The 19,190-nt window shown below is 42.5% G+C and carries 19 protein-coding genes and 26 tRNA genes; 35 read left to right on the top strand and 10 right to left on the bottom strand.

Annotated features, from left to right (window positions below; all coding sequences use genetic code 11):
• Positions 1-125 precede the first annotated feature (125 nt).
• From ACEYW6_RS27570 to ACEYW6_RS27555, 4 genes are all read left to right on the top strand, one after another.
• Positions 126-641 (top strand): hypothetical protein, encoded by a 516-nt coding sequence (locus ACEYW6_RS27570; protein WP_412982242.1) that lies wholly within the window; start codon positions 126-128, stop codon positions 639-641.
• Between the two features lie 210 nt (positions 642-851).
• Positions 852-1,937 carry a tyrosine-type recombinase/integrase gene (locus ACEYW6_RS27565; protein ID WP_104902486.1) on the top strand — a complete coding sequence of 362 codons (1,086 nt, stop codon included), beginning with the start codon at positions 852-854 and terminating at the stop codon, positions 1,935-1,937.
• Positions 1,938-2,031: 94 nt separating this feature from the next.
• Positions 2,032-2,262, top strand: a complete 231-nt coding sequence (locus tag ACEYW6_RS27560; protein WP_104902485.1) for a hypothetical protein — start codon at positions 2,032-2,034, stop codon at positions 2,260-2,262.
• 416 nt (positions 2,263-2,678) lie between these two features.
• Positions 2,679-2,921, top strand: a complete 243-nt coding sequence (locus ACEYW6_RS27555; RefSeq protein ID WP_104902482.1) for a hypothetical protein — start codon at positions 2,679-2,681, stop codon at positions 2,919-2,921.
• Positions 2,922-3,343: 422 nt separating this feature from the next.
• On the opposite strand, the gene ACEYW6_RS27550 is transcribed toward ACEYW6_RS27555, so the two are convergent.
• Both ACEYW6_RS27550 and ACEYW6_RS27545 read right to left on the bottom strand, forming a co-directional pair.
• Entirely contained in the window at positions 3,344-3,745 is a 402-nt protein-coding gene (locus ACEYW6_RS27550; RefSeq protein WP_185580266.1) for a hypothetical protein, read from the bottom strand.
• Between the two features lie 298 nt (positions 3,746-4,043).
• Entirely contained in the window at positions 4,044-4,250 is a 207-nt protein-coding gene (locus tag ACEYW6_RS27545; protein WP_100904372.1) for a hypothetical protein, read from the bottom strand.
• A 323-nt stretch (positions 4,251-4,573) separates the two neighbouring features.
• Here ACEYW6_RS27545 and ACEYW6_RS27540 point away from each other — a divergent pair, with 323 nt between their 5' ends.
• From ACEYW6_RS27540 to ACEYW6_RS27405, 28 genes are all read left to right on the top strand, one after another.
• Positions 4,574-5,095 (top strand): GNAT family N-acetyltransferase, encoded by a 522-nt coding sequence (locus ACEYW6_RS27540; protein ID WP_185580267.1) that lies wholly within the window; start codon positions 4,574-4,576, stop codon positions 5,093-5,095.
• Between the two features lie 675 nt (positions 5,096-5,770).
• Positions 5,771-6,292 (top strand): HNH endonuclease, encoded by a 522-nt coding sequence (locus tag ACEYW6_RS27535; RefSeq protein WP_100904368.1) that lies wholly within the window; start codon positions 5,771-5,773, stop codon positions 6,290-6,292.
• A 201-nt stretch (positions 6,293-6,493) separates the two neighbouring features.
• Positions 6,494-6,569: transfer RNA gene (locus ACEYW6_RS27530), tRNA-Asp, on the top strand.
• An 83-nt stretch (positions 6,570-6,652) separates the two neighbouring features.
• A tRNA-Arg gene (locus tag ACEYW6_RS27525) sits at positions 6,653-6,726 on the top strand.
• 6 nt (positions 6,727-6,732) lie between these two features.
• A tRNA-Cys gene (locus tag ACEYW6_RS27520) sits at positions 6,733-6,806 on the top strand.
• Positions 6,807-6,811: 5 nt separating this feature from the next.
• Positions 6,812-6,886, top strand: a tRNA-Ile gene (locus tag ACEYW6_RS27515).
• A 3-nt stretch (positions 6,887-6,889) separates the two neighbouring features.
• Positions 6,890-6,960: transfer RNA gene (locus ACEYW6_RS27510), tRNA-Trp, on the top strand.
• A gap of 127 nt (positions 6,961-7,087) precedes the next feature.
• A tRNA-Glu gene (locus ACEYW6_RS27505) sits at positions 7,088-7,164 on the top strand.
• 7 nt (positions 7,165-7,171) lie between these two features.
• Positions 7,172-7,252 (top strand) — tRNA-Tyr (locus tag ACEYW6_RS27500).
• 4 nt (positions 7,253-7,256) lie between these two features.
• Positions 7,257-7,344 (top strand) — tRNA-Ser (locus ACEYW6_RS27495).
• 6 nt (positions 7,345-7,350) lie between these two features.
• Positions 7,351-7,424: transfer RNA gene (locus tag ACEYW6_RS27490), tRNA-Arg, on the top strand.
• 6 nt (positions 7,425-7,430) lie between these two features.
• A tRNA-Phe gene (locus ACEYW6_RS27485) sits at positions 7,431-7,504 on the top strand.
• Positions 7,505-7,513: 9 nt separating this feature from the next.
• Positions 7,514-7,588: transfer RNA gene (locus tag ACEYW6_RS27480), tRNA-Asn, on the top strand.
• A gap of 5 nt (positions 7,589-7,593) precedes the next feature.
• A tRNA-Gln gene (locus ACEYW6_RS27475) sits at positions 7,594-7,667 on the top strand.
• A 9-nt stretch (positions 7,668-7,676) separates the two neighbouring features.
• A tRNA-Leu gene (locus tag ACEYW6_RS27470) sits at positions 7,677-7,754 on the top strand.
• 1 nt (position 7,755) lies between these two features.
• Positions 7,756-7,832: transfer RNA gene (locus ACEYW6_RS27465), tRNA-Pro, on the top strand.
• Positions 7,833-7,835: 3 nt separating this feature from the next.
• Positions 7,836-7,909, top strand: a tRNA-Leu gene (locus ACEYW6_RS27460).
• A 7-nt stretch (positions 7,910-7,916) separates the two neighbouring features.
• Positions 7,917-7,991: transfer RNA gene (locus ACEYW6_RS27455), tRNA-Lys, on the top strand.
• A 6-nt stretch (positions 7,992-7,997) separates the two neighbouring features.
• A tRNA-Lys gene (locus tag ACEYW6_RS27450) sits at positions 7,998-8,069 on the top strand.
• 9 nt (positions 8,070-8,078) lie between these two features.
• Positions 8,079-8,152: transfer RNA gene (locus ACEYW6_RS27445), tRNA-Leu, on the top strand.
• 10 nt (positions 8,153-8,162) lie between these two features.
• Positions 8,163-8,239, top strand: a tRNA-Met gene (locus ACEYW6_RS27440).
• A gap of 7 nt (positions 8,240-8,246) precedes the next feature.
• A tRNA-Thr gene (locus ACEYW6_RS27435) sits at positions 8,247-8,319 on the top strand.
• A gap of 5 nt (positions 8,320-8,324) precedes the next feature.
• Positions 8,325-8,395, top strand: a tRNA-Gly gene (locus ACEYW6_RS27430).
• A gap of 5 nt (positions 8,396-8,400) precedes the next feature.
• Positions 8,401-8,476 (top strand) — tRNA-Val (locus ACEYW6_RS27425).
• Positions 8,477-8,482: 6 nt separating this feature from the next.
• Positions 8,483-8,558 (top strand) — tRNA-Arg (locus tag ACEYW6_RS27420).
• Positions 8,559-8,561: 3 nt separating this feature from the next.
• Positions 8,562-8,635 (top strand) — tRNA-Ala (locus ACEYW6_RS27415).
• 6 nt (positions 8,636-8,641) lie between these two features.
• Positions 8,642-8,715: transfer RNA gene (locus tag ACEYW6_RS27410), tRNA-His, on the top strand.
• Positions 8,716-8,723: 8 nt separating this feature from the next.
• Positions 8,724-8,806, top strand: a tRNA-Ser gene (locus ACEYW6_RS27405).
• A 103-nt stretch (positions 8,807-8,909) separates the two neighbouring features.
• On the opposite strand, the gene ACEYW6_RS27400 is transcribed toward ACEYW6_RS27405, so the two are convergent.
• Both ACEYW6_RS27400 and ACEYW6_RS27395 read right to left on the bottom strand, forming a co-directional pair.
• Positions 8,910-9,257 carry a hypothetical protein gene (locus ACEYW6_RS27400; protein ID WP_412982241.1) on the bottom strand — a complete coding sequence of 116 codons (348 nt, stop codon included), beginning with the start codon at positions 9,255-9,257 and terminating at the stop codon, positions 8,910-8,912.
• Between the two features lie 29 nt (positions 9,258-9,286).
• Positions 9,287-9,634 carry a hypothetical protein gene (locus ACEYW6_RS27395; protein WP_412982240.1) on the bottom strand — a complete coding sequence of 116 codons (348 nt, stop codon included), beginning with the start codon at positions 9,632-9,634 and terminating at the stop codon, positions 9,287-9,289.
• Positions 9,635-9,858: 224 nt separating this feature from the next.
• On the opposite strand from ACEYW6_RS27395, the gene ACEYW6_RS27390 reads away from it, so the two are divergent.
• The 3 genes from ACEYW6_RS27390 to ACEYW6_RS27380 all read left to right on the top strand — a co-directional run bounded on the left by ACEYW6_RS27390 (position 9,859) and on the right by ACEYW6_RS27380 (position 12,136).
• Positions 9,859-10,332, top strand: a complete 474-nt coding sequence (locus tag ACEYW6_RS27390) for a shikimate kinase (RefSeq protein WP_174710984.1) — start codon at positions 9,859-9,861, stop codon at positions 10,330-10,332.
• A 243-nt stretch (positions 10,333-10,575) separates the two neighbouring features.
• Entirely contained in the window at positions 10,576-11,217 is a 642-nt protein-coding gene (locus tag ACEYW6_RS27385) for a ParA family protein (RefSeq protein WP_174710983.1), read from the top strand.
• Positions 11,204-12,136 carry a ParB/RepB/Spo0J family partition protein gene (locus ACEYW6_RS27380; RefSeq protein WP_174710982.1) on the top strand — a complete coding sequence of 311 codons (933 nt, stop codon included), beginning with the start codon at positions 11,204-11,206 and terminating at the stop codon, positions 12,134-12,136. The genes ACEYW6_RS27385 and ACEYW6_RS27380 overlap by 14 nt, the downstream gene beginning before the upstream one ends.
• A gap of 22 nt (positions 12,137-12,158) precedes the next feature.
• Here ACEYW6_RS27380 and ACEYW6_RS27375 read toward each other — a convergent pair whose 3' ends face one another.
• The 6 genes from ACEYW6_RS27375 to ACEYW6_RS27350 form a co-directional block, all read right to left on the bottom strand.
• On the bottom strand, positions 12,159-12,389 hold the full coding sequence (locus ACEYW6_RS27375) for a hypothetical protein (protein WP_094344845.1): 231 nt from the start codon (positions 12,387-12,389) through the stop codon (positions 12,159-12,161).
• A gap of 209 nt (positions 12,390-12,598) precedes the next feature.
• Positions 12,599-12,874 (bottom strand): hypothetical protein, encoded by a 276-nt coding sequence (locus ACEYW6_RS27370; RefSeq protein ID WP_412982239.1) that lies wholly within the window; start codon positions 12,872-12,874, stop codon positions 12,599-12,601.
• 57 nt (positions 12,875-12,931) lie between these two features.
• Positions 12,932-13,354, bottom strand: coding sequence for a hypothetical protein (locus ACEYW6_RS27365; RefSeq protein WP_412982238.1), 423 nt, complete (start codon positions 13,352-13,354; stop codon positions 12,932-12,934).
• A 375-nt stretch (positions 13,355-13,729) separates the two neighbouring features.
• Entirely contained in the window at positions 13,730-14,908 is a 1,179-nt protein-coding gene (locus ACEYW6_RS27360; RefSeq protein ID WP_412982237.1) for a glutathionylspermidine synthase family protein, read from the bottom strand.
• Positions 14,905-16,086: a hypothetical protein gene (locus tag ACEYW6_RS27355; RefSeq protein WP_412982236.1), complete on the bottom strand. Its 1,182-nt coding sequence runs from the start codon at positions 16,084-16,086 to the stop codon at positions 14,905-14,907. The genes ACEYW6_RS27360 and ACEYW6_RS27355 overlap by 4 nt, the downstream gene beginning before the upstream one ends.
• A 618-nt stretch (positions 16,087-16,704) precedes the next feature.
• Positions 16,705-19,190 (bottom strand): plasmid replication protein, CyRepA1 family (locus ACEYW6_RS27350; protein ID WP_412982235.1); only part of this gene is annotated, 2,486 nt, incomplete at its 5' end.

Raw genomic sequence — 19,190 nt, 5'->3', positions numbered from 1 at the left:
TTTTTCGTGATAGCGATCGCTCTCTTGCTCAAATTTCCTCTAAGAAAAATGAGGGAGCGTAGTTTACCGCCGTAGGCAACGCTTTGGCTCTACAATCAGTTTATTGCTATCAAAACTGATATCAAATGACTCAACAAAAGTCCCCACCAAGCGAAATGATTCGCGTCCCTACCGCCTTAATTCCAGCAGTCAGAGAACTATCCAAACTGCACAGAGAGGGACATACAATTGCCTTGCTACAAGGCTTAGAAGAATTAATATCCAAGTTTGATAGCAATATTGATATCGATGTTGCCCCAAGCAGTAAATCAGTTAAGCAGCTGGAGTTGAAGCTAGAAACCAAGCTCGACGCAATGACCAAAAAGCTAGAACTCATCGAACGGGCTATTTCATCAAATAGATACAACAGTCAACCCAAACAAAGAAGACAAGCTAACCCATACCAGCAGCCATCTGTTGAACTGCTTGCATTGCCCCCTGAAAATCTAGCACCGCGACTAGGTTTAAGTCCGTCGAGCCTCGCACCGGAACGAGAAAAACTCACTACCAAAGAATTTATCAGTTGGACTCGTAACCGCGACCCCAGAGGCATAGGTTGGGAATGGAATGCAAAAGATGGACTTTACCATCCGGTGAAATAAACGATTTGGCGCAACCTTTGGCTAATTAATTGTGCTTAAAGCGATAAGGCACAGTGCCGCTTCATACTGCCTTATTCGCTTCAAGCACCTTCATGCGGCTTACCCAGGTAATACCCGCATATCTACTGCGCTGTCGTAGAATATAAAAGCTTCCTGAAACAGCACTTCCAGGAAGCTATATTTTTATGGTCGCGTAACCCTAAAGACCAGATGGATGTTACTAATATTGAGATTGGCTCTGTAGAAATTCTGCCTGCTACTCCCCAACCAAGTGTAATTAAAAACACTAATGCTCAAGTAACTCCAGAATTGGTAGAGGAGGTAATTCGGCAATATTATTACCGCACGCCTGCGGTGGGTAATGATGAGGAGTTAATTTTGGCTTGGGCTGGAAGCCAAAACCGCGAACAAACTAAACGAAAATACTACCGATTTGGTCAAAAATTGCTTGATTGGGTACGGAATCAAGGTATACCTGATTTAAGATTGCTACAGCAACCATTGTTACTAGAATTTATTGCTTCCTGGGGTGAGGTTTCCCCTTATACTAAAAGTAACCGAGTGCTGATATTGCGATCGCTGTGGAGCTATGGGAGCGGGGAGAGTATTGGCTATTTTTTGCGGAATATTGCAAGTAGTATAAATTACGACAATTTCAGTAATTTACCGAAGGCAGAGCGATATCTAGAAGATTTCGAGATGAAGAAGCTAGCTGATGCAGCCAAACAGTTAGGGGGGCAGCATTGGTTGGTTTTCTGTCTGCTTTTTTACAGTGGGATGCGGGTTGGCGAGGTTGGTCGCGTGACGGTTCCGGGTAACGAACCGGGTAAACCCAAGGAAGATTATCCGGGTTTATATTGGCACAATTTTAAATGGCAGCCAGACCCGACACCGGATGATAGGCAAAGGGGGTATTACACGATTAAGTTTCGGGGGAAGGGGGGAAAGTACCGGGAGATAGGGTTAGACCACGAGACATCATCGCAGTTTAAGAAGTACCGGGGTATGGCTGGTGACAAAATGCCAGTGTTCCCTAATATGTCACCTGATCCAAAAAAACGGGGTCTGCCATTGAGCGATCGCTCGATTAAAAGTTTGATTCAAGACATATCTGAAGTAGCCAAAGTAAAATTTTCTTGTCACTGGCTCAGGCATTCTCACGCAACGAGGGCGGTGGATTATAAGAATGTTTTTGAGGTGCAAAATCAGTTGGGGCATAGTAAAACCGATACAACCAAGGCTTATGTCCGCACAAAAAAAGATGCAGGCACGGGTACAGTGTTGCCGAGGTTTTGATTGGTTGATAATTCCATAAACGGCTGACTGATAGCAGCGCTTTGTATTTGCCAGATGATGATGAGTGATGTGGTGATTAGTTCTGGAGGGAAATATGAAAGTTTCATTTGAAAAAACTTACCCAAATATTGCTCGTTGGGTAGATGAGCATGAAGGCTGGATTGAAATTGGTTATGACGTAGATAGTCCTCTCAATTCTTTTGTACGCGCACTCGATTGTGGTGGAATGTTTTGGCAGGGAAAAGAAAGTTATGAAAGTATAGATGCAGCACTGCAAGATTTAAATGCGGGGCTAGAAGCTGTATTAAAAGATATTTATGGCTAGTAGCGATGCCTGCGGCGGGCGGAGCCATCGCCTATATGTATGAATGAATTTGGTTAAGCTTTCGTACTGCTAGAAAGCATTACAATTGGTCAAGCTTTAGTTTAATTAGACTGATGACGTTTACCCATTCTCTATATCCAGATAATTGGTCAGAAATTGCCACTTCAGTTAAACAACAAGCCCAGTGGCGTTGTCAAAAATGCGGGTTACAGTGCATCGCCCCTGGTGAAAAAACATCACATCTAACACGCTCAAAACGCAGAGTGTACACCCTACAGGTACATCATTGGGACAGAAATCCGGCAAATAACCACAGAGGCAACCTTATAGCTCTTTGCAGTGGTTGTCACCTTCATTACCATCAAGGTGGTAAATCAAATGTAACACCTGGGCAGTTATCTTTGTGGTAGGTAAGTATGGATGATGATACTCAAGAACTAATCGCTATCCAAGAAGAACTAGAGCGACTGGGCGATCGCTTAAGAAAGATTTTTCCGTCAACTCATCCCCAATTTGATGACGTTTTTGAAGACGTTGGCGCGGCTGGATATTATCTTCGTGAAGCTGGTTATCGTCTGGAATCAGTTCTTAAAACCGTACAAGGTGATAGCGCAGCCTCTTCGAGTCATCGAGCGTCTGAAGAAACTGAAATTGAGTAAAATTTCCTATCCTCAGACAAGCCAGCGCTCAAAGACTAAGGGATATCCGCAGACGGGAGCAACTACGAGTAAGTTTTGAGCGACACCGAACAGCCCGCCGCAGGCATCGCTCCACCATTTTTCTTAAAGGATAATAGAGCGATCTCTCTTAAACCAAAAACCCAGTTACGATGACTGGGCTTTTGATGGGGTTATATTCCCCAAGGGCTATTAATAGAAGTTATTTATAAGTCGCTGTTCTAATAAGGACTACACCGCCTAGATAGCGAATTCCAGAAAACTAGAACCTTTTCATAGACGCGCAACGCTCCTTCACCTATCACCAAGGAGCAATTTACAAGCGAACGCAAGTAGTGTGTGTCTGCACCAGAGGAAAGTTAGCGTAAGCGCAGCCCCCCGCAGGTATCGCCTTATTCTTTTAACTAGTAATGCTGCTGTAGCAAGGGGTAGAGTGCTGCTGCAATTATCTCGAATTGTTCACCATCTGGATAGGGACAAGCAATTTCTTCTCCATCTTCATTGCTCCAAGATTTAGAATTGTAATCAAAAGTTAATATCGCTCTTCGCCACCATGCAGATAGGGAGAGCCGATTGTTTCCATAACCAACTGTGAAATCTATTTTTTTATCACGGTAAAAATCATCAATTGGATTTGATGGGCGGTTGCGTGAGCTAACAAATTCCTCTGTATAGTATCCTTGGAATTCGATATCAATAAAATTATTTACAATTTGATAAATTAGCTTGAACCGCCTGTGTGGATAGTACTGTGCGGCAATTTGAGATGCTGCCAGTTCAAGTTCTAGTGGTAGTGTTTGCATCATTTTTAAGTGCTTGCAGTTTTTGTATTCTACCTTTATAAGGTATGTGAATACTCCTTCATTTTCTTAGAGGATAAAAAGCGATGCCTACGGCGGCAAGCAACACCATTAATTCAATTCTGCTCAATATTATTAATATCTTCTTCCCAAACGATAATTTTTATATTTTCCATCTCTTTAAAACACTCATCTTCTAATAAGCAAAAGGTGTCATTTGGTAGAAGTCTCAGCCAAATTTTAATTAGGATTTTCATATTATTGCAGGATTTAGACTGTGGAGCTTGCTGCCGTGGGCATCGCACTAATCATTAACCAAAAAGTGGTTATCTGATTTACAAAAAATTAGCTCACATCCAAACTCAACAACATACACCTTTGTTAATTCAAACTTTTCTGACCTTTCAGTAAATAAACAAGTAACTGTTTTTTCTTCTTCTCTGCCAGAATTACAATATTTAAATGTTCCTGTAATAACTCTAGATTTTGTGGGCTTGTCTTCATCCATCATATTTCTCCATTTATTAGAGGAAATTGTAGGGCGATCGCTTTACAACTTTATTCAGTGTTGGATATGTCGGGCTTATTGTCAAAAGCAGTTATGTAGCTTGCGTTAATACTGTTGAAAGTAAGCGATTGCTCTCCTCACTATACGGTTCACACTTGACAATATCTAAGGGTGCGATCGCTCATTGTACTGTGAAGAGTTCAATTCTAAAAGCCTTGCTGGGACTAAGTTTTAGATGATTAATTTCCTTTTTCCTGGTTTATATCGATTAATTAGACTTGGTACTATAGTTTTGAAAAATAAATTGTGATTAAAGGGGAATATGAATGGCGATTGCTATTCGACAAGCTCGTGACGACGAACTTGAAGCGCTGATTCCGATACTACTGTTGGCAGAACAATCGGAGCGTGCGCTGCGATGGGGACTTGCTAACCTCGTCGATGTTGTATATCGCATGGACGACAGCGAACACTTGGTTGGTGCAGCAACCATGAAATGGCGCAGCGACCCCTGCGAAATTATGGAACTTGGTATAGCCCCTGAGTTTCAAAGGCAAGGTTTAGGTAAAGAGTTCGTTGCTTGGTTGATTCAAGAGGCGAGGCAACGCGGCAAGAGACAGATACTCGTCGGCACGTCTAATTCAAGTATCGCCAACATTGCTTTTTATCAAAAGTGCGGATTTCGGATGGATCATGTGCGCCAGGACTACTTTTGGTATTTACCTGAGCCAAGCTACGAAAACAGCATTCAGATTCAGGACTTGCTCGTATTTCGTTTCGATTTGGTGCCATCCTCAACTAAGAAAAACAAACTGAAAGAGGAAAAGCAAATTAGGTATGAAAACTAAGGGTAGAATTAGTTCTTCGGGATGAAGAGGGAGAATGGCAGCAATAATGGTTCCCACTTAAATCTGCCTGCTCACCGAAAAATTTACAGTTAACCGACTTCAAGGCAAAGGCAACAATATCTTAATCATCAAAAAAGTCGATGCCTGTAGCGATGGTATGTCAGATAAAGAGTATCCATACTCGGCAATTTTTATCCTGGGGAATAAGGTTTTAGAAGGTTGTGCTGAGAAAAAATGATGCCCCATCTGCAAATTTAGCCTTTACCGCCAAGGCATTCACGCAGCGTTCGCCCGTCCCCAGAATTGTGCAGTAGACAAACGTATACTACAACTGTATTATTGATATAAGTCCCAATTACAAATACTACAAACCTTCAATGATAAGCAGATTCTCCTCAACCATTAGCAGCGTGATACATTGCCGACCCAACAAGGGTTTAGGCAGAGTATTCGCGCTGTTTGCGTTTGAGGAAATGTATTGTTTTGTCGGCAGTAAATTGCAGCGTGAAAGTATTTTTGAAGCGATTACCGGATGGCTGAATCTAGATCAACTTATCCAAAGCGGGAGGTGCAAATGTCTTACAGCACCGACATAGGGCAAAAAGTATCAACTACCTGACCCCCGCTCCTGATGACCAGAGGCGGGGGTTATTTTTTGAGGAGTGGATTTAACGTATGCAAGCTCAACCACACATATTACAAAATTCGGTGGTGGTCTTTTCTAAGAACTACCTACCACTGGCACGCATCAACATTAAACGAGCAATCGTGCTGTTAGTCACAGGTCAGGCAGAATCGTTGAATTTTGGCACTACAAAGCAGTGGGAAGTTCGTTCACCCAGCGTCGTACTACAAGTTCCCGAACATATTCGCTTGACCGTTGGTAATCCCGAACGGCATTGGAAAGTACCACCTGTAAATCGGCGTGAGGTACTCAAGCGAGACAATCACACCTGCCAATACTGCGGTAGCACCAAGCATCTGACCCTTGACCATGTAATCCCCCGCTCAAAAGGTGGGCAGCATACCTGGGACAACGTTGTAACTGCGTGTGAGAAGTGTAATTCAACCAAAGGCGATCGCCTACCTCATGAAGCTGGAATGGTACTCAAAAGCAAGCCTAAAGCCCCAATTCACCCAGCAGTTGCATTTGCCGAACAGTTTTGGAGCGCACAACGCCTGAGTGAATCTGAGTAATTTACTTCAAACTCAATCAGAGAGGGCAATACCGCGATTACATCACAATGTCCTCTCACTTCTTCTCAAAATTTTGTAGTATGCCCTTGACACCTTGTAATACATTATGTAGTATATATGTAGTGAAGCACTACAGCCTCTCAAAAAGGCATAGCGCAAACACTTCTGAACCATGAAAACTAAATAATTGCCATCCAACGTGGGGGTGTAGCTTAGTCCGGTTTAAAGCAGTCGCCTGTCGAGCGAAAGACCGTGGGTTCAAATCCCATCATCCCCGTGTAGCCTTGTGGACGAATAGATAAGTCGTTCTGATTCTCAGTCAGAGAGAAGTGGGTGCAACTCCCGTCAAGGCTTCCAAATGAGGATGTAGCTCAGTCGGAAAGAGCGCTTGTTTCCGAAGCAAGTGGTCACAGGTTCGATTCCTGTCGTCCTCGTAGTATGTCCAGGTCGCCTAACGGTAGGGTATTGGTCTGCAAAACCGACTGTGCGAGTTCAATTCTCGCCCTGGACTCCAAACGTTGCAGTGTAGCTTAACGGCAAAGCCCCAAGCTCATAACTTGGTATATGCGAGTTCGACTCTCGCCACTGCTACCAAATGCACAGATGGTGTAATGGCAACACCACAGTCTCCAAAACTGTTGTTCTGGGTTCAAGTCCTAGTCTGTGCGTTGCCGTGTCCTGACCGAAAAAGCTTACATACTCGCCTAATGGTAAGGCAACTGTCTCTAAAACAGTCTATGCAGGTTCAATTCCTGTGTGTGAATCAACAGCTTTTTCAACTTACATGGCATACATGGTGCAGAAGCGAAGTGGCCGAGCGGCACGTCTTTCAAGCGTGTAATTAGCGGGTTCAAGTCCCGTCTGCACTACCAAATTCATGGGTCGGCTCGCCTACTGGTGTGGGCAACGGTCTGTAAAACCGCCGCGTTTGCGTTGCTGGTTCAATTCCAGCCCGTCCCATTCTGGAGAGATTGCTATCGGCAGGGCAAGCTGTTTGCTAAACAGTTGTGAGATTCATCATCTCACTGTGGGTTCAACTCCCTCTCTCTCCGCCTTATGAGAACGTGGTGTAACTGGATAACACATCAGTCTACGAAACTGAAAAGTGAAGGTTCAAGTCCTTCCGTTCTCGCCTTACCCCCTGGTAGCTCAGTTGGTAGTAGCGCCTGTCTGAAGAACAGGAGGTCATCCGTTCAATCCGGATCTGGGGGACTGGCACATTGCCCCATAGCTCAATGGCAGAGCGACGCGCTGTTAACGCGGGGGTTGTAGGTTCAAATCCTACTGGGGCAGCCATTTATTGGGAAGTAGGCAAACAGGCAAAGCCGTCGCACTTTGAATGCGAAGTTTGAGGGTTCGATTCCTTCCTTCCCAGCTTATATATACTCCTGTAGCCCAATTGGAAGAGGTGGCTGTCTCAAAAACAGTCTATGTACGGGTTCAACTCCCGTCAGGAGTACCAACGGGATGTGGCGCAACTTGGTAGCGCGGCAGCTTTGGGAGCTGAAGGTTGTAGGTTCAAATCCTACCATCCCGACCATTTGCCCTTGTGACGAAACTGGCAAACGTGCTGGTCTTAGAAACCAGATTTTGTGGGTTCGACTCCCACCAAGGGTACTAAATTGGGTCGTTGGCAGAGCGGGTATGCAGCCGCCTTTTAAGCGGATTCATCCAGGTTCAACCCCTGGGCGACCCACCAACTCTTGGGCGTTTGGCAGAACGGTTATGCTCCTGACTCTTAATCAGGCTGACACAGGTTCGACCCCTGTAGCGCCCATCAAAACTTACCCCTGTAACCCAAGTGGAAGAGGTGCCAAACTTAAAATTTGGAAGTTGCTGGTTCAAATCCAGTCAGGGGTATTGGTGAATATGCGGGGATGGAGCAACGGTGGCTCGTCAGGCTCATAACCTGAACATCGGCAGGTTCAACTCCTGCCCCCGTCACCAAATTAGTGCTGGTGTAGCTCAATTGGCAGAGCAACTGATTTGTAATCAGTAGGTTGCAGGTTCAACTCCTGTCACCAGCTTCAATGCGATTGTGGTGTAATGGCAGCATTTGAGTCTTCCAAACTCTAGGTACGAGTTCAAATCTCGTCGATCGCTTTCTTAGCCCTGTAACTCAGTTGGGAGAGTGCCTCTCTTACAAAGAGGAAGTCGCGGGTTCAATCCCTGCCGGGGCTACCAATTTATGGGAGTGTCGCCTAATGGATAAGGCAACCGTCTTCTAAACGGTTTTATATAGGTTCAAATCCTGTCACTCCTGCCACATGGGGTCATAGCTCAATTGGCTAGAGCGCCTGCCTTGCAAGCAGGAGGTTATGGGTTCAAGTCCCATTGATTCCATTGATGGTGTCTGAAGCCAAAGTGGTCGCGGCGCTGGTTTGTGGAACCAGTCATAACGGGTTCAAGTCCCGCCAGACACCCCTTATATGGAAGATGCTGCTCAAGGGAGGGCAACTAGTCTTGAAAACTAGAGCAGGGTAACACCTGGGGGTTCAATTCCTCCATCTTCCGCTTTCCACCAGAAGCCGAAAAGTGAGGCGCTGTGCTGATAACACAGATATAGGAGGGGCAGTACCTCTCTGGTGGATTCCCTTTTCTATCGGCTCAATACCAACTAGGATTTTCCCTTATAACTACCCAATTCTATAGGTGTAGGAAGTTGGGGTTTGTGTTCTACTGGCATTCCACTCCAAGAGTATAATAACTGGTTAAAAAGGCTGAACACTTCCCACATAGTATGAGTATATCCTCTGCCACACAATGAATTGCGCTCACATTCTGGGATTAACTCAAGCCCTAAAGTTTGATGTTCCATATCTGATTCTTGATGAACCAACCAATAACCTTTAGGGGTCAATCCTACTTCGGCTAGTTTAGGGTTGACAATGGCATAGAAGTCGTAAGCAAGCCCCTCTGCCACCAAATTCAGAGTAATAATCTGATGTGCTATCGATTCACGCATCACAGAGCGGATAAAATAAGACCCTAACGCTAAAGTTTCAAATGTTGGTGGTATTGAAGTATTGAAGTTAGTTGTTCATCAGGAGCTAGTAAGCCAGATTCACGCATCCAATCAGCTAGTTCTTCAGGGTGCGTCACTTCTTCAGCAGCGTGTTCGCCAAAAGCATCACGAAAACGTGCATCCTGGCAGCTACCATAACGTAACGCCACTGCTGCTGTAAAGTCGCAGGATAAATAATACAGTTGTCTGATCCATTGAAAGTCTGAAGGTGAAGAAGCCAAATTTACTGTTTTGTAAAACAGATTGCGTTTAGTAATGTTTCGATATTCTTGCACTAGCTCTATTAGCCATTGCATAGGTATCGTGTGAGTCAACATAGCAACTCCTTTTTCTCACCATTTAATTAAGTGAGAAATTATCTTATATTTCTATTAAAGCTATTATTTTAAATTTTAGTAGCCAATGTCTTTACAAAAAAATCATAATATGCATAAAGATGTAGTCCGATTGACAGCAGCAGATTGTATTTACCAGATGATAAGTAAGAGTGTGATGCTCCACAGGAAGCACTCTTGCGATCACTATTAATTAAATCATTGTTATGCATCGATTTTTAATATTTGGCAATTCTGGTTCTGGCAAAAGTACTCTTGCCAATAAACTTGGCAAAGACTTCGGCATTCCAGTTCTCGACCTCGATACTATTGCATGGGAAGCAAACCAAATTGCCATACGGCGTAATCACGAAGATTCAGTTAGGGATCTACGAGACTTCATAAAAAATAATACTGTTTGGGTAATTGAAGGTTGCTATACTACGCTACTCAAAATTGCTCTTGAATTCTCAACTGAAATTTATTTCCTCAATCCTGGCATTGATAAGTGTCTTGAAAATAACCGCAATCGCCCTTGGGAAGTGCATAAATTCCAATCGCCTGAAGAACAGGCACAAACTTTTGATTTTTTACAGAATTGGATTCAACAATATTATGAACGCAATGATGAATTCGGTTATTCATCCCATCGCTCAATATTTCATCAATTTAACGGCATAAAGCATGAAATTACCAGATGAGCCAATAATGCCATTGCATGAGAAGTTCGCACAATTAACTTCACTGATTTTCACAAAAGCATTTCCACCAATAACGTTATTGGCAAAGGGCCTATCTAATGGGATGCGATGCCTGCGGTGGGCGGAGCCATCGCAGTACTATCAAGTCATCTCATAAAAAAACTGATACTATTGCTGCTAAATAGTGAAAGTTAATCGTGATGTCAGCGCAGTAGTACATTTAGCAGGTATCGTCTAAAAATTATGATTATTGGGCTAACAAACCAGAAGGGGGGCGCTGGTAAAACCACTGTATCTGGTCATCTGGCGTATTGGTTAAGCCAACAAGGAACAGTGATAGTTGTAGATGCAGATGCACAGCAGAGTAGCACTAACTGGATGAAAGACCTGCAACTGCCGTGTAAAACAATGATAGACCCGGATGATTTATTTGATGAACTGCCGACTTTAGCAGAACAATATGATGCTGTAGTTGTAGACGGGCCAGGTAGCCTAAGTGAAACAACCAAGGCAATTTTATCTAGATGTGACCTAGCCCTAGTACCCTGTAAACCAGCAGGTCTAGATATGCACAGTACATCAAAAATGGTAAGAATTTTGCGGCAGGCAAGAGAACTGCGAGGTGGTATGCCCCATGTTGGTTTATTTTTAAATCACGCAAAAAAAGGAACTGTATTACTCAAAGATGCCCAAAGAGCATTATCAGAAAAAAACACAGGGTTTCCTTTACTAAAAACAATGGTGTATGACCTTCAAGTAATTGCTGATGCACCAGGACAAGGCACGACTGTTTGGGGACTACCAGGAGCAACAGCCAAACGCGCAGCTAAAGATTTTGAGGCACTGTTTACCGAAGCCTTGGGAGTAACCAATGGCAAGAGATAGACGCATGGTAGAAGAGTTTATCTTTAGGGATGATGCTAACCAGACTAAGGCTACTATGCCCCTCAGTTTGATTGTGCTGCCCACAGCAGAACTACGGTACTACATCGACCCAGAAGAGGTAGACAAAATTGTTGCTACTGCCAGAAAAAACGGCATTCTAGAACCACTTCTAGTCCGTCCTATCCCTGGCAGTGACAAACACGAAGTAGTAGCAGGGGCAAAGCGCTACAGAGCAGCACATATTCTGGAATTGGTAGAAGCCCCTGTAGTTATCCGTCAACTCAGTGATGAAGATGCTCTAGAAATTGCCCTGATTGAAAACTTCGCTCGTTCGGGACTCACTGACCTTGAAGAAACTGATGGGATTGTGCGACTTTTGGCTGTCAAATTAAAAATTTCACCCCAAGAAGTACCACCACTGCTACATCACATTCAAAACCAACAGCGTGGTAGAACTGCTGCCAATAACGTTATTGGCAATGATGTCATTAGTGTAGTGGAGGAGGTTTTGACCTCGCTCGGCAATATTAAACTAGACTCTTTTATCAGCAATCGTTTGCCATTGCTCAATTTGCCCACTGACATTTTAGAGGTATTACGTCAGGGGAAACTGGAGACAAGTAAAGCCAAAGCGATCGCACGAGTTGGTGATGAAAAAACAAGAAAACAATTCTTAGAAGATGCGATCGCTTACAATCTCTCACTGAGCGAAATCAAGCGTAAGATTCAAGAAATTGAGCAGCAGTCTAAATCAGAGTCATCAAAGCAAACAGAATCAGCATCCATAAAAGACCGCGTTGATGATACTTTTCAACGCTTCAAAAAAGCGAAAGTGTGGGATGATCCGAAGAAAAAATCCAAAGTAGAGAAGTTGTTAGCTCAGTTAGATGCACTGATGCAAGGCGACAACCCAAAGTAAACCAATGTGGTAATTCTCGAAACTATTCAATTTGCTCTCTTAAGGATGGCGACATAATCATTAGTCCTCGGACAACCTCTTCAGGTGTGGCTGTGCCATTGATTACCTTTGGTATAATCGCCATCACTTCTAAAGCTAAATTGGTGGGAATTCCCCTTGCTTCTAACCGCTTCAACTCTAAAATGTCAATCCCTGCTGCCAATCCCTCTAAATACTCTTCTACACTCACTCCCAAGTTTTCAATTTCCGACATGGGTATAATTGGTTTTTTGTTTGACTTCTATATTCAAGCATCTATTACATGGCTATCTTACAGATGGATCATGTCAAAGTGCGACGCTGCGAGGTATGCCTGAGCAACAGCTACTGAGCCAAATTTCCTCTAAGAAAAAGGTCTGCATCCCAGTCAAATCCCAATATGGTTTCGTGTTATGCGATCGCTCCCCTCAACCATTCCACCTCTCAAACCCATTGAGTATCAAATGCGTCTTGCCCATTACCATAAATCAAGTTCCCGTATGAGTGCCATTTAGCTACTTCTTCGGCTTCAATTTGGGGCGCTTGCAGAACAGCGAGATTTTCTTCTAATTGCTGCCTAGTTTTGGGGGCGGTGAGCGCCAGACGCACCCCTGGATGATTTAGTGTATAGCGATAACAGTCTGCTGCCGTAGGTAACTTTCCGTGCCAGTTGTGATGCCCTTTGAGTAACGTTCCCCAGCGCGTGCAAGTGAATGCCACCACGGGAATACTAGCTTTTTGGGCGTAAGCCTACAGTGGGCGGGTACGCCATCGCACTTAAATATGTTCTTGTTGGGGGCGTAAGCTGTTAATCGTAGCGGTCAAAACTAGGACAATTGCCAAAACCAACGCAGCATTTCTGAGCATTGAGTTATCAAAGTGTTTGAGTGCGATCGCTACCAATGCCCAGAGTATTACTCCTGTATAAGCGATGTCTCGACGCTGGATGACAATAAATGCTGCAACTGCTGTTGCTATCAATAACATTATGAGAGTCCAGATTACAGCAGAAATCCCCCAACCATTCCACCCGTGAAAATACAAGGCACACGCTACGTTGACAATGGTTGCCACGCTAATCCAGCCTAGATAAATGCTAATCGGAAACTGAATACACCATTTCTTGAGCCGAGGTACACGCTTATTGCCAATTTCTAACTGCACATAGACAGCAATCAGGGGTAACAGAATCAAAAGCATTGCAATTACAGAAAGAGCAAACAGCCGAGACAAAAACAGATAAACCCAGATGCTTTTAGCTTACATCCCAAAAAGAGCGACGCATATAAACCACAGTCATATTGAGCAAGTCAATGAGGAAAAAGAGCGATCCCTGCATGACCAGACCGAAGTGGAATGTACAACGAAACTTCCAGATTCCCAAATTGGGAATCCCAGTAAGTTGCAAGTATGGTCTGATTCAATCATAATTGTCTACAATTATGACTTTGCAGAATTTGATCAAGTCTTTAGAGCGTGTTCATGATTCAATCCCAAAGTTAAGCGATGCCTTCTTGTCCTGCCTGTTGGGTGGTAAATTCTAAATTCGACTTTCCCGTTTCTTCCCTTCTCCCCCTAAAACCCAATTGGCAGAAATTTCGAGTTATTATTAATCACATCTTTACCAATTCTTGCTGCCACTCCTTCAGCAACGCCATTGATCAAAAAGCAAGATAACTGCAATCTATACTCTTCTCCTTCTACTTTGATAATTGGTAAATCAGCATATTTTTGGTAAACTTTAGCAAAATAAGCGTACTCAGGGTCTGGGTTACAAGCTATTTCTTGATTACTTTTAATAACTTTAACTTCTCTCCCTTCTCTCCCCCAGGTGGGTTTTGACACTAAGGGAGGATTGATTTTATCTTGTTCCATAAATGTAGGTAAAAAATGTTCAAATCCTGCCAAATTATTCTGACTAAAAAAATCAAATCCTAATTCTGTAATTAAAGCCATTAACGCTTTATTTTGCATTACAAAAGCACTGACAGGATTAATTAAAGCTAGCTTCCTTGAATAGACTAATGGTTCAAAATAATCCCAGAGACTTACTCCAAATTTGGGGTCTTTATCTTCTACCATCCATTCTGTTGGGTATATGCGGTAGATTATATCGACTGCTTCACCTCTATGGTCGTAGCAGCCATCCTCATCCATTGCAATACTTTCGATTGGACAAAAAGCAGATTTATAATGGCACAAAGACATTAAATATTCAACAGTACCAATATCTTCGAGAGCTTCCGATAGGGCTGCAAAGATAATATTGCAGTCTTCAGGAGATTTATTGAGATATTTGGCAGATTCTTCAATATATTGATTAAGCCCTATTTGAAGAACGGCTTCAGCGTTAATATTCGGGTCTACTTTCCCAAAATGTTTAGCGACTATCCCATTTATTTTGAATGTTTCGACTATAAAAGTCGCCACTTCCGCATTACATTCAAGCAGGTAGATATTATCACCAACAACTGCAAAATCGCATCGGGCAATAAAAGGCACTTGCTTATTATTTTTGATTAATCGTAGGGTTGATTGAGGATAATCAAATTCAATTAGAGTCCGTTCATCAAACTGCTTCATAACCAGAGCCGCATGGTTTAAAACCTGCCAAACTCTTGTTGCTGCTTGCTTGATTTTTTCTATGGTTTCCGGTGCAACCATTAACACCTCATAGCAAGCATATTCATCGGCATCGTACCAGCTAAATATATCTTGATGCTGCTGGTAAAACTTATGCCTAACATCGTTCATGAACTCGCTCCTCCAGAACGAAAACTACCAAAACCACTTACACGAGAACCTGGAGCGCTGCGGGTGTGACTATTGACGTAAGTTCCATCTCTACGAGTGTATCCATTTACGGAAACTGAACCGGAATGGCTACGATAACCACTACTGTAACCACCACTATAGCCGCTATAGTTACTACTGCTAGATTCATCTGAAGTATCTGAGGAAGTACCAGATGTACTGTTAAATTCAGAAGAAGCAATTTGATTATTAGCATCTTCTTCTTTTTTGATATCTTCGAGCAATGCGGTTAGGGTTTCAGGAGGACTAATATATAATGAGACGCTTGCTGTACATTCACTCTCAAAACTAGTTTTTTGTGTTAGACATTTTTTAATTTCATCAATTGCATTACTAACTTGGCGATAATTATTGCGATAAATGCTAAGTTGGGATTGTGCTTTCAAAGATAGATTAGTTGCCGAAGAAACATTTACAAGTAAATTAATTGCCTGCTGCCATTGCAACTTTGCATTCAATAATTCAGGTAATGTGATTAATGTAGTATCTTTAGTAAGGTTAGTAGCTTTTTGAGCTAATTCAACTGCTGATGAAAAGTTTTGAAGTGATTTTTGTTCACTTGTAATCACCTTATCTACATCATTAAAGTTGCGTTTTACAGATGATATTCCAAGCTTTGCTGTATCGGAAACATATGTAGCTGTAGGAATTTTTTCTAAAATGCTAATTGCCTGCTGCCATTTACCTTTCGCTTCTTGCCAATTATTGGAGTAAGCTTTATCTTGGACTAGTATTGCTGCTTCCTCATCTAATTTCAGTGCAGCTTGTAAATTATTGAAAGCTGCTTCTTCAACCTGGATTTTTGAGTCAAGTTTAGCAAGTAATTGATTCAACTGTGATATTTGATTTTGGGCATTCTGATATGGATATCCTGGTAGATTTGGAACTAGTTTTAGCTTTTCAATGGTTTGCTGTATCTTGGTTTGGTTTGCTTTTAAAGCATCCAAATTGGGAATACTATTAATATTACTATTTTCATTAACAATTGCCTGTACATCGGTAATTGCTTGTTGGTGTGCTGAATAATCTTTCGTAATTTGCAGGATTTTACTAACGCCAAACCAACTTAAAAGTGCTGCGATAACTATAGGCAGCCAGGGTTTCTTTTTTCCACTCATTGTTATTTTATATATTTATACATCTACATAATTATTGTTCCCGTTATTTATCAAGTTTGAACACGAAATTAGCGAGTGGTGGATTATTGAACAGGGAAACTGAAGCGATACTCATTCATAGAGAATGGTTGCCACCAGAAGTGTAAAAATTTAGAAGCAGAAGTTACTCTACCAGATCCGGGTAATCCTGCCCACACAACCACGCTTCAAATTTGAGAACCCTTTGCCCCATTTGTCATGCCCTTAGACTTGATCAAAAACACGAGGGGATGAAAAGTAGGTTAGTCACCAAGGGCTTAATCCCAGTAAACTAGAAAAATTTTGTTCGGGATTAATTGCGTATGATTGAACACAGGTACAGTATCACAACTATATAATGCATAGTGCGGATTATTTCGATACCACACAGCGACGGCGATCGCACTGACTAATCACTCCTCAACCGCTCTGGTTACATCTGTGATGGATTTCAACTGTTTTTTATCTGGTCTAATCCATCAGAAAGTCTGCAAAAAGACTTGCCAATACTCCGCTACCTCTTCAGGGGTTGCTAAATATGATATTTTTGTTTTTGTCATGATTGTTTGGTGTTCTGAAAATTGACCAGGTACACAAACTCTAACCAGTGGCTAGCAATAGTTGATTTAAAGGTATTGAGCATTCTTGCTTGTCGCCCCAGCATTTCCGAGCGATCGCTATTCCCCCTCTAACAGCTTTCAAAACATAGCTTCGGAAGTGGGAACCAAAACCCGTTTCCTTAATTTCAGCTTGTGTAGCGATGGCCTGCTGTGCCAATTCCTCTAAAGACAATTGCTGCTGATATTTTTGATGAAGTTGCCAGAGATGCGAACGCTGGTTTTCTGAAAGTAGCGGCCAAACTTGATCAATCTCGGCTTGGTTCGCCGCAACTTCTCCCCAATTAGAAATTTTTAGTAGTTTCTCAATTACCGCTTCTGTGGACTGCTGATGATTTTCAACTGGTAACTCAGCTATGATTACCTGACTTTCTGAGTCATGAGTGATGACTATTGACTCAACTTCTTCTGTTAGGGTCTGTGTTTTTTGCTCTGCGTACTGTTCTTGTAATGTAGTCAGCGTATTAATTTCGGTTTCTGCAAGTGCTGACAATTGGCAATTGGGAATTGTTGCTTGTACTTGTGCCTCCAGTTTGGCTTTGGCGGCTTTTTCTCTGGCTAGGATATCGCGCTCTACCCATGCCGTAAAAACTTCCTCTCGGCGATCGCTAACGGGAACAGCGCGGCCATCGACAAAAACCAGATTCCCCTCATCATCTTTTTGGAAGTCTGGCGCGGCGACACCGTAAATCCAGACTTGGTTGCCTCGTGTTCCCTCTCGCCGCAATCGGGAGAATTTATACCCAGTAAGAGACGCTAGTTTTTGACAGACTTGCATGGGAGTATTTAGAAGAGCAAACATATTACTCTTAGCGCCAAGAATTAAGCTCAAATCGGACTGATGAGTTTTTGCTTTCTCAAATACTGCTTGTGCTAATGGGTGATTGTTGCTCAATCCGTCCGTTTCTCGAAGCTCTTTGTACCCAATCCAGTCTAAAGCATCAATTTTTTTCCCAATAAAGCTTTTATTAGTATCGGGAATGAAATAATCTCCATCGCCATTTTTTAAAGCGGTAGACATGACGTTTATTTCTCTATCCGGTAGAAATTCCCTACCCACGCCAAGGTAGTAATCTAGTCGAATTATAGAATACCAGTTTTGATCATCTTTCTCTACTAATTCGGGAGTAACGGTCACGTTATAACGCCTTTCAATCTCACCTTTTCTATGTTTTAGCTGTTCTGACTCCGTTTTACAATTTTGTTTATCTAGTTTCAAAAACTGTTCATCTGTAATGCTTTCAGATGCAGTTACATTCTTACAGTGTCCCGCATATTCTGATTTGCAATTGTTGTAGATTTCTTGCTTAGTAGTCTCTACTTCTGCGGGTTCCGGTAACTCATCCGCGCTCACTTCACAGATGATATGTCCCTCAGATTTCAAATCACTAATAATTTGCGATTCATAGCTATTCATCCCATCATTGATGATTGCCCCTAACTTCGCCCAGGTATTAATGCAAATACTCTCAAAATTGCCTTCTATCGATTCCTCAAATCCCAAATCAACGAGCTTTTTAATATTGGCTTTATTCTTGATGTACTCACCTGCTAGTAATGCCTTGACACTATTGGAGCCATTGCCTACCCTATTGATGCCTACTGGATTAAGCCAGATATAACGAGGGACTGGAAGGCGGTAACGTGATAAATGCTGTCTGACACCATCGGTAGTTTGTACGCCTTGAAAAATCCCAAAAACATAATCAAAATGCTTTTCTTCAATTGATACCCCAGTCTCAATGGTCGAGGTAGTTAGAACGAGGTCATAGTTTTTAATTACCTCATTTAAATCATCTGTACAGCCAAAAGCCGGATGACCAAGAGTAGTTGTACTTTTAGAATCAATTCGTAAAATTCTCAGGTGTGGCAGCAGTTTTTTATAGTACGCCTCCAAATTGCGAGAACCCCATTTAGAACTAGCCCGTTGTCCAGACAAAGCAACAAAACACTTATCCCCATTCTCTAGTTTTTGGGTAAGGATTTTTACTAATTGTGCTGGATTATTACCCTGTACTAAATTTACCTGCCAAGGCTCTACAAACTGAAATGTATTTTCCACAATAAAAGTGTCAATCTCTTGCCCAATTAGCCCTTTGATAAAGTCAATGCCAATATCGTTTAAGTCAGCATCAGCAATGAAGATTTTACCACCATAATTAACAACATTCAGTAGCAGGCGTTTGAAGTTTTTGATGATGGCTACGCGATCTGTCTGACAAGTCGAACTGCTCAACAAATGCCAGATTAGCTGCATGATTTCATCCAAAATCAACCAGCACCCTTTCCACTCATCAGGGTTAAATTTAGCTTGGCTTTTTGGATGTAAGCTATCAATTACTAGCCCCATTCCGAAATGTGAGCCTTGCTCAGTCTGCTTCACTTCGGTAATGAAAGGTAATCCCAGTTTTTTCACAAGCTGCGTAGCAAGCTGCACCCGATGGGTAATTACTAGCACTCTCCTCTCAC

The sequence above is a fragment of the Nostoc sp. UIC 10607 genome, from assembly GCF_047228265.1.
GTDB classification, from domain to species: Bacteria; Cyanobacteriota; Cyanobacteriia; order Cyanobacteriales; family Nostocaceae; genus Nostoc; species Nostoc foliaceum_A.
Note: the sequence above shows the minus strand (reverse complement) of the source record. Positions and strands in the feature narration are given on the sequence as shown.